We start from the raw sequence: 831 nt of genomic DNA on the forward strand, positions 1-831 counted from the left end.
TCTTGGCTCAGAAATATGGTTTTTCATCAAACGATCCTTCATTAAGAAATTTAGTTTCCAGATTCACGAGAATTTGGGGAAAAGATAATTACAATCCAAATAAACCTCTTCTACGCTATTCTGGGGAAGGATATGCATCTATCAAAGAATTTCTCATTAAGTCCTTCGGCTATTATAACTTAATTGAAGAAATTGAAAAAAAGAAATCCGAAAACGAAGTAAACAGAAAGAATATTGATATAGCGTTCAAGCAGGGTTTTGTCAAAAAATTAACTTTAAAAGAATACAGGCAAGCAAAACAAGATTTAAATGTTATCGACAATAAAATTGACACTATAAAAAAAGATCTAGACCTTTTTGCAGCCAACATAAAAGCTATCCTTGATGAAAAAAGCCTAAGTTTAGCCATCGAAAAAGATAAATATCTCAAACAAAAATACTCTCTCGAAAGTAAGTTATTTAGAATTGAAGAAAATATTTCTGATACAAAGCCTATTCCAAAAAGATATTTCAGCAAAGTTGTCGATTTTTTCCCAACTGTTAACATTGATAAACTAAATGAAGTCGAGGGTTTCCATTTATCAATTTCAAAAATCTTGAGTGATGAGTTAAAAAAAGAAAAAGAACGCCTTATATTCCAATTAAATGAGATTGATGCTGAAATTAGTATAATCGATCTCAAAATCAAAGAAATAGCTGCATCAGTCGATAGACCAGACGAGATTATTGATGAAGTTTTGTCATTATCTATAAAGAAAAAAGAAGTTGAAGATACGGTTAATTACCGCGAGCGCCAAGATGCTCTTAAACAAGCATCAAGCACTATAAAGG

Annotated in this window: 1 pseudogene; it reads left to right on the forward strand. The window is 30.9% G+C overall.

Annotation, left to right across the window (positions count from 1 at the left end):
* Window positions 1-831, forward strand: a pseudogene (locus tag RTW80_RS26355) (hypothetical protein); the annotation flags it as partial.

The organism is Escherichia sp. AM3 (genome assembly GCF_032029835.1).
GTDB lineage: Bacteria > Pseudomonadota > Gammaproteobacteria > Enterobacterales > Enterobacteriaceae > Escherichia > Escherichia coli.